We start from the raw sequence: 8,847 nt of genomic DNA on the forward strand, positions 1-8,847 counted from the left end.
ATTTGGTCAGTCGAATTTACTCAGCGACTGAAAGGAGTCGAGTTTCCTTTAAATAAATAAAAAGAAATAAATTTATTCATTATATAAATAATTTTAGGAGGACATAACATTGGCTGATTACATAAATGAGATTAAAAAGAGAAGAACCTTTGCAATTATTTCTCACCCTGATGCTGGTAAAACAACATTAACAGAAAAGTTCCTATTATACGGAGGAGCAATAAGACTTGCAGGTTCAGTAAAAGCAAGAAAAGCATCAACACATGCTGTTTCAGACTGGATGGAAATAGAAAAGCAAAGAGGTATTTCTGTTACTTCATCTGTTATGCAATTTAACTATGCAGGACACTGCATAAACATTCTAGATACTCCAGGACACCAAGACTTCTCAGAAGATACATATAGAACGCTTATGGCTGCTGACTCTGCTGTAATGGTAGTTGACGCCGCTAAAGGGGTGGAAGATCAAACAAGAAAGCTATTCCATGTTTGTTCATTAAGAGAAATGCCAATCTTCACATTCATCAACAAGATGGATAGAGAAGCTCAAGATCCATTTGGATTATTAGAAGATATTGAAGCAGAACTAGGAATCAAAACATATCCAATGAATTGGCCAATAGGTTCTGGTAAGGATTTTAAAGGTGTTTACGATAGACAAAATCAAAGAATCATAGCATTTAATGGTGGAAATCATGGTTCTACAGAAGTTGAGGCTATTGAAGGTTCTGTTGATGATGAAAAGTTCAGAGAAATATTAGGTGAAGCACTTCACGATAAATTAATGGAAGATATTGAACTTCTTGATATTGCTGGTGATGAACTTGATATGGAAAAGGTTAGATTAGGAGAATTAACTCCAGTATTCTTTGGATCAGCTTTAACAAACTTTGGTGTTGAGCCATTCCTAGAGCATTTCTTACAAATGACTACATCACCACTTGCTAGAAACTCAAATATTGGAGAAATAGATCCATTTGATGATAAATTCTCTGCATTTGTATTTAAGATTCAGGCAAACATGAACAAAGCTCATAGAGATAGAATTGCTTTCATGAGAATTTGCTCAGGTAAGTTTACTAAGGGTGAAGAAGTATTCCACATGCAAGGTGGAAAGAAACTTAAGCTAGCTCAACCTCAACAATTCATGGCTGAAAACAGAGAAATTGTTGAAGAGGCTTATGCTGGAGATATTATAGGGGTATTCGATCCAGGTATATTCTCAATAGGAGATACTTTATGTTCACCATCTAAAAAGTTCAGATTTGAAGGAATTCCAACATTCGCTCCTGAACATTTTGCTAGAGTTAGACCAGTGGATACTATGAAGAGAAAACAATTCGTTAAGGGTGTTACTCAAATAGCTCAAGAAGGGGCTATCCAAGTATTTAAAGAAAACCATGTTGGTATGGAAGAAATAATTGTAGGGGTTGTAGGTGTACTTCAATTTGAAGTTCTTGAATACAGACTTAAAAATGAATACAATGTTGACATCAAGATGGATAGACTTGCATTTAGATATGTAAGATGGGTTGAAAGCTATGATGGAGATATTGATAGATTAAATTTAACATCTGATGCTAAGAGAGTTAAGGACTTTAAAGATAGAGACTTAATAATATTCCAAAATGACTGGGGAATTAACTGGGCTCTTGACCACAATAAAGGATTAGTTCTTTCTGGTGTAGGTAAGAGTGACGAGTAAATTTAAAAAATAGAAAATAAATTATTTAAATAGAAGCATGTAGTAAGATAGAAGAAAATAATAGTAATCTTACTATGTGCTTTTTTATTATAGTTTCTGTTAGATTAAATTATTGATATGGTACTCAAAATAGGGTTGCACAAATTACAACCCTATCTCACTATAAACTCTCTTTAGATTCCCTAACAATATTTCTATTGCAGAGATCTATCTTCAATGTATTTATCAATTCTTTAGTATTATTACTAAACACTAATTCTGTTATTATAGCGTCTTCGTCTCTTAATCCAAATTGCTCTCTTCTAACTAAATACAAATAACTTATGTTAGTATGATATAGATTTATAACATTGGTTATTGGTCCATTCGCAAACATTTCAGTTTCAGTTGGGTTTACATTGTCATGAATTTCAAGTAATGATGTTAATATGTTATAATTAGGAACATAAAAACCTAAAGAAATAATTATATCTTTCATGTCATTATTATAAAATTCTAATTCTTTATCTAATAAAAAATCCTTTATAATATCATCATTATCATAATCTTTTAGAATTTTTATAAATTTATTCATAATCCCTCACCTCGTAATCTTTCAGTATAATTTTTACATATAATACTAACAAACATAAACTTATCAAGCAATGCCTAAAAGAAGTTATATTTTCTTTCCTTGTATCTTTCTATCTTAGTGTCAACAAATGGAATTACACTATGGATAAACATATTCTTTGTTTTTATAACTTCTCTATCCTATTTTTATTAAATATATTGAAAAGAACAACAAAAGTAATATAATAGTAATTGAATGGAAATAATTGGGAATATATTAAATGTAATTTAAATGAAGGAGATGGTGTTTTGAAAACAGACAATAAAAAAGAAACTGCAAGATTTAAGAAAATAAACAAAAGAAACACTAGAAAAAAACTTATATCATTTTTAACAGCCCTATTTATGATATTAGGGTTAAGTACATCAATAGTAAGAGCTGAAGAAAACGAAAGTTATGATTATACCTATAGGGGAGTAGAAATCAGTGGTAATCGTGTTGTAGTAAATGGAAGCAGTGCGTCAACAGCACTATTTAAGGTCGGAAACCCTGATGGGAGCATATCATATGCATATTGTGTAGATTTTGAGACTCCAGTAAAGGATGGACATAATTATTCAAGAGTTAATGTTGAAGATGCAAATTACTACGATGAAGATAGTGCTAAGCATATTAGAGCAATAGTTAGAAATGCATATCCATTTATATCACTTGAAGAAATATCAAGTACTTTAAACTTAGAAAATTTAACTGCAGTAGAGGCAATAACAGCAACACAGTTAGCAATATGGAAATATGCTAATGCTGCAAATACACCATCTGATTTAACAGGAAATATTGCTACTATATACAACTACTTAGTAAACTTAAATGGAGTAGAGAGTCAAATTTCTATAGCAAATATTATTTCTAAAGAGCCAATAGTTTATCAAAATGGTGATAACTGTGATGTAGAATTTATATTTAAGGCTGATGGAAAAAATGCTGATGGTACTGATATTGATTTACAATACACAATAGAAGGACAATCAGAAGAATCAAATGAGACAAATTTAGGTGTTGATAATGAAGGATATACTCATATTAAAGTTACTAATGTTAAGTCAGAACAAAATATCAAGTTTGTAGTACAAGGAGTACAAGATATAGGTTCAGATGCATTTTTATATAATCCACAAGGTGGAAGAGATAAATCACAAAGTTTAGTAGGGTTCCAATCAGGTAAAAAAGATATATCAAAAACTTTTGAATTCAAATTTAAATTTGGAGAAGTGCAAGTAAAAAAAGTAGATGCAGATAATAAAGATACAGTTCTTAAGGGTGCTGAATTTACAATAAAAAATACTAAAGGTGAAGTAGCAGCAGTAATTACAACAGGTGAAAATGGTATTGCATCAGCTAAGCTATTACCAGGGAGCTACACAATAGAAGAAACAAAAGCTCCAGAAGGATATTTAATAGTTAATGGACAACAACAATTCACTATAGAAGAAGGTCAAACAGAAAGTGTAAGTTTGACATTTACAAATAAAAAAGATCTTGGATCAGTAATATTAACTAAAGTGGATTCAGAAGATGAAACTAAAGTATTATCAGGAGTTCATTATGAGCTTTATGATGATGCATTAAATAAAATAGATGATTATGTGACAGGAGAAGATGGAAAAATAACAGTAGATAACTTAGTTCCAGGCACATATTTCTTTATAGAAACAAAGCCACAAGAAGGATATGTTAAAAATAAAGATAGAGTTTACTTTACAATAGAATCAAATAAACAAACAGCATTAGAAATAACTGAAAAAAATACTAAAATCAAAGGAAGTATAGAAATAACTAAGGTTAATGAAAATGAAAAACCATTATCAGGTGCTGAATTTGTTATAAAAAATGAAGCTGGAGAAATAGTTTCTAAGTCTAAAACTAATGAAGATGGAATAGTTAAGTTTATAGATCTTCCTTATGGAAAATATACTTATCAAGAAATTACAGCTCCAGATGGATATATATTAGATAAGACTGAATATTCATTTGAAATTAAGGAAAATGAAGAAATAATAAAAGCATCTCATACAAATAAAAAGAAAAATACAACAACAAATACAACAACAAATACTACAAATAAGAAGCCAAGCAGCACAACAACTACTACTAAAAAGCCATCATCACCAAAGACTGGTGAAATTGGAATAGCAGGAGTTGTAGCAGTATTGCTATTAGCAACTGGTGGATTATTATTAAATAATAGAAAGAAAAAAGAAAAATAATTTAGACTAAAGTATAAAACACAGAACCAAGCCAATTAATAGCCAAGGTTCTGTGTTTTATATATTTATCTGATGGCTAGTCCTTGCAACAATCCCAGTTAAGGGAGGAGATAACAACGGACACGCCCCTAGATAATGAATTCTAAGTAAGAATTCAATTTATATAAAAAAAAGGAGGAAATTAATGAAGAGGGTAACTAATACAACGTTATTTATAATCATAATATGCTGCTTATCGATAATTTGCTATAAATTTTATAATTATTTTATTGATGAAAAATTAAATAATGAAATTCAAAGTTATGCACCAACAATTAGCGATGTATATTTATCGGAGGATAGTAGCCAATCATCAAGTAATGAAGTGGGGGGAAATAATAATCCAAATGAGGCAGAAGGGGATAATAAAACCATAAGTGAAAATCAAGAAGAATTAAAATCTATAAATAACAATTATGAAATGTGGATTGAAATTCCAAATACGAAAATTAATTATCCAATAGTACAAGGAAAAGATAATGAATACTATCTTAAACATAATTTTAAAAATGAAAGTAATATGTCAGGAACAATATTTGTAGACTGTAACAACAATATAGATGAAGATAAAAATATCATAATATATGGGCATAATATGAGAAATGGTACTATGTTTAATAATATAACTAAGTTTAAGGAAGAAAGCTTTTTCAATAATAATAATACAATTAACATAATAAGAAATAATATATTATATCAATACGAAATATTTTCAATATATGTTGAAGATGAAAGTAAAGTTAGTTTAGAAATTGAGTTTACAGATAATGATGCTTTTGTAAACTATGCATTAAATGAAGCTTCAAAATCAATGTATAATAAAAATATTATTATAACAGAAGAAGATAAAATAATAACATTAGTAACTTGTAGCTACGAATATACAGGAGCAAGGACTATATTAGTTGGAAAGTTAAAGAATACTAATTAAAGACAATAATTACCTAAGTTTTACTAGCCTTATTTTGAATATATTTCTAAAGAAAGTTTACACTAAAATTAGAAATATTTTCGGAGGTTTAGTCTGATGAAAAAACTTAGAAATAATATATTTATTGTACTATTTACATTAATAATATCAGTAATAAATTTAACTATTAATGTAATAGCAGATCCAATAGAAAAAATTCCTATACCCAATCATACAATAATAACAGCTAAAGATGGAATTATTAATGTTGTAGGATATGAAAACTTTTATTTACAGGCACAAAGAATAGAATCAGATGTTGGTATAGGATATTGTATAGAAGTAGAAAAAGATTATCCTACAGGACAAAACTTTGAATTTGTAGGTAAACCTGCAAGACAAGTTGTTGGAATGATGGCAGCTGGATATCCTAATAAAACTGCAGCTGAACTTGGATTAACTACAGATGATAATGCATACTTTGCTACACAAATAGCAATATGGTGTGTTACTGAAGGATATCCTCCAAATAAATTTAAATCAAAGGATAAAGAATTGTTACAAGCAATTAAAAATATATATGAAGAAGGTATGCAATATACAGGTAATGATTTAGATTATACTGTTATGGAATATTATTATAGTGATTCTATTCAAAGAATAGTTATCTATATTAATAAGAAAAGTGAAACAACTGATGAGGGAAAAGATTGGAGCATAGGTATAAGACCTAATATACCAAGTGAGGAAGTACCAACATTGCCAGAAGTTCCTGATGATGAGAATGCATCAGATGAAAGTAATAAAGTTATTGTTCCAGGTTTGGGATAATAGTTAAATTAATAATTATAAAAAATAATAATAAATTAGATATATTTCCCTTTTTACTAGAAGAGTACATAGTATATAATATGTACTGTATAATATACAAAGGCTAGGGGGAAATTTTATGGTAGATATACATTCTCATATAATAAATGAAATAGATGATGGTTCAAAAAGTATTGATATGACAATAAACATGCTAAAAAAATCAGAACAGTCAGGAACAACAGATATAATTGCAACACCTCATTTCATGAGAGGAAGATTTGAAGTTGAGTATAAAGATGTAGTTAAAAAGGTAGAAGAATTAAAAAAGATAGTAAAAGAAAATAACATAGATATTAATATATATGCAGGACAAGAAGTTTATTATAGTAGAAAACTTATAGAATATTATAATGATAAGATAATAGGAACAATTAATAATACAAAATATATGTTAATAGAGCTTCCAATGTTAGAGTTTAATATAGATGAAGTAATAAACACAATATATGAGTTACAAATAAGAGGAATTGTTCCAATAATAGCTCATCCAGAAAGATACAAACAATTTATTAAAAAACCATCAATGATTAATTCTCTTATAAAAGAGGGAATGTTATTCCAAATGAATACAGGTAGTATTGTTGGAGATTTTGGAAAAGATGTTAAGAAAACTGCAGCTAAATACTTAGAACATAATGTATATAGCTTTATTGGATCAGATGCTCATAGAGATAGAGGAAGAGACACTGATATAAGTGAAGCATTAAATATTTTAGAACTACCACAAAAAAAGGAATTTATTAATAATGGGAAAGTAATGCTTCAAAATGGAGATGTAGAATTTAAGGGAACTACAGTTAAAGAAAAGAAATTTTTAGGAATATTTTAAAACTTATAATATAACTTAAACAACTATTTTTATTATTAAGCTATGTTTTAAAAGTAAGTTGATATTAAAAGCTTATTTAATTAAGTTAATATCAGCATAGATTTAAAACATAGCTTATTATTAATTTTCAATAAATTTACGAATTCTAGATAATAAAGCAAGTAATTCACGCCTTTTCTTTGGATAATTTAAGTTATGTTCAATACAATATCTATATAAGGTACAATCTTCAGTAAGGTAAGCAATTCTAATTAGTTCAAATTCATCAGGAGAAAGAGCAGTTCTTAAAGAATCAATGAGCATAGAGTTAATCACATAATCTTCTAAATCAAAAGAATCAGAAATTAAATCTTCAATTTCTGTATCTTCATCAATATCAATATTAAGACTAGATTCATCTTTATATTTAATTTGATTACGGGCTAAGTTTTTGAAACCATTTTTAATTGAATTAATAATATAAGCATCAATATATTCTCCACCCTTAGCAAGATCATATTTATTAATAGCAGTAATAATAGATATATTTCCAATCTGTATTAAATCATCAGCATCATAATTTTTTAATTTGTACTTAAAAGCATATTTTTTTATTAGAAATTGATATTTTTCAATAAAAAAGAGAATAGATTTTTCATTACCACTCTTAGCATTACATAAAATAGTAAATAAATTTTCAAAATTACATTTTACATTTCTATTCCTGTTATTGAAATTATAATTATTATTTTCTTGAGTTTCTGCATATAAAGATTTCAAAATTGACACCCCCTAAATTGAATACGGCTTTTTATAAAAAAAGCGAACATACATTCTAGAACATATGTTTATTATACTACATATTCAAAAAAATGGAAACTAAAATGCGTAAGTTTTGTGAGATTTTACAAGAATTCAAAAAAGTTAAAAAATAAAAAAATAGAAAATAAAACCATTAAATAAAAAATGTTAAATAAAGTAATTAAATGGGAAAATAAAACGATTTAATTTACAAAATAAAACATTAAAGTTTAGTAAAACTTTTACGAGTAATATTATTTATAATTTATGAGACTTTTAATTGCATTTTTTTTATGATATAATAATCGATGCAAGAAATATGTCGAAAAATGTAGAAAAAAGTAACGAAAAACAGTATATAAAAAAGTTAATTAGATAATTATAAATATAATTAAAATTATATTAAATGCGAAATAAAAATCACAAAAGGTAAAATCTATTTAAGGACTAATTTTTATTTAATTAAAAAAGAAAAGGAGAGTTTATTAATGAAGCAAATGGAAGAACAAGTAATAAGCATATCAGAAATTTTTGAAGCATTAAAGAAACGTTGGATATTAATAGTTTCTATTACTTTAGTTGCCACATTAATTTCAGGGGTATTGAGCTTCTTTGTAATTAAGCCAACTTACGAAACAAGTACTAAGGTTTTCATAGGTAAGGAAGAAAGCAACGTAGAAGGATACAATACTAATGATATTCAAATGTATCAAAAACTTTTACAAACTTATGCAGAAACAATAAAAACAAATGAAGTTATACAAGCTGCAATTAAAAATACTAATACAAACTTAACAGTTGAAGAAGTCAAAAAAAGTTTAACAGTAACGCCTATAAGTGATACTCAAATACTTCAAATTAAATATCAAAATAAGAATCCACAAGTAGCAA

General features: G+C 27.5%; 8 protein-coding genes. 6 read left to right on the plus strand and 2 right to left on the minus strand.

Annotated elements, in window-relative coordinates; genetic code table 11:
- Positions 1-109 precede the first annotated feature (109 nt).
- Positions 110-1,705, plus strand: coding sequence for a peptide chain release factor 3 (locus Q0G30_RS13220; protein ID WP_294390944.1), 1,596 nt, complete (start codon positions 110-112; stop codon positions 1,703-1,705).
- A 160-nt stretch (positions 1,706-1,865) separates the two neighbouring features.
- Here Q0G30_RS13220 and Q0G30_RS13225 read toward each other — a convergent pair whose 3' ends face one another.
- Entirely contained in the window at positions 1,866-2,279 is a 414-nt protein-coding gene (locus Q0G30_RS13225) for a hypothetical protein (protein ID WP_294390947.1), read from the minus strand.
- Between the two features lie 287 nt (positions 2,280-2,566).
- Between Q0G30_RS13225 and Q0G30_RS13230 the strand changes: the two genes are divergently transcribed.
- The 4 genes from Q0G30_RS13230 (at position 2,567) to Q0G30_RS13245 (ending at position 7,176) form a co-directional block, all read left to right on the plus strand.
- The gene (locus Q0G30_RS13230) at positions 2,567-4,525 is read left to right on the plus strand and encodes a SpaA isopeptide-forming pilin-related protein (RefSeq protein WP_294390950.1); all 1,959 of its coding nucleotides are present in this window, start codon (positions 2,567-2,569) and stop codon (positions 4,523-4,525) included.
- Between the two features lie 184 nt (positions 4,526-4,709).
- A complete protein-coding gene (gene srtB / locus Q0G30_RS13235) occupies positions 4,710-5,495 on the plus strand; it encodes a class B sortase (RefSeq protein ID WP_294390953.1) in 786 nt (261 codons plus the stop codon).
- 96 nt (positions 5,496-5,591) lie between these two features.
- On the plus strand, positions 5,592-6,305 hold the full coding sequence (locus Q0G30_RS13240) for a thioester domain-containing protein (protein ID WP_148324548.1): 714 nt from the start codon (positions 5,592-5,594) through the stop codon (positions 6,303-6,305).
- A gap of 118 nt (positions 6,306-6,423) precedes the next feature.
- Positions 6,424-7,176, plus strand: a complete 753-nt coding sequence (locus Q0G30_RS13245; RefSeq protein ID WP_195467408.1) for a CpsB/CapC family capsule biosynthesis tyrosine phosphatase — start codon at positions 6,424-6,426, stop codon at positions 7,174-7,176.
- 120 nt (positions 7,177-7,296) lie between these two features.
- Here Q0G30_RS13245 and Q0G30_RS13250 read toward each other — a convergent pair whose 3' ends face one another.
- Positions 7,297-7,935: a sigma-70 family RNA polymerase sigma factor gene (locus tag Q0G30_RS13250; protein WP_289129999.1), complete on the minus strand. Its 639-nt coding sequence runs from the start codon at positions 7,933-7,935 to the stop codon at positions 7,297-7,299.
- A 509-nt stretch (positions 7,936-8,444) separates the two neighbouring features.
- Here Q0G30_RS13250 and Q0G30_RS13255 point away from each other — a divergent pair.
- On the plus strand, positions 8,445-8,847 hold a 403-nt coding region (locus Q0G30_RS13255; RefSeq protein ID WP_294390961.1), incomplete at its 3' end, for a Wzz/FepE/Etk N-terminal domain-containing protein.

The organism is uncultured Clostridium sp., from assembly GCF_934754925.1.
GTDB lineage: Bacteria > Bacillota > Clostridia > Clostridiales > Clostridiaceae > Clostridium.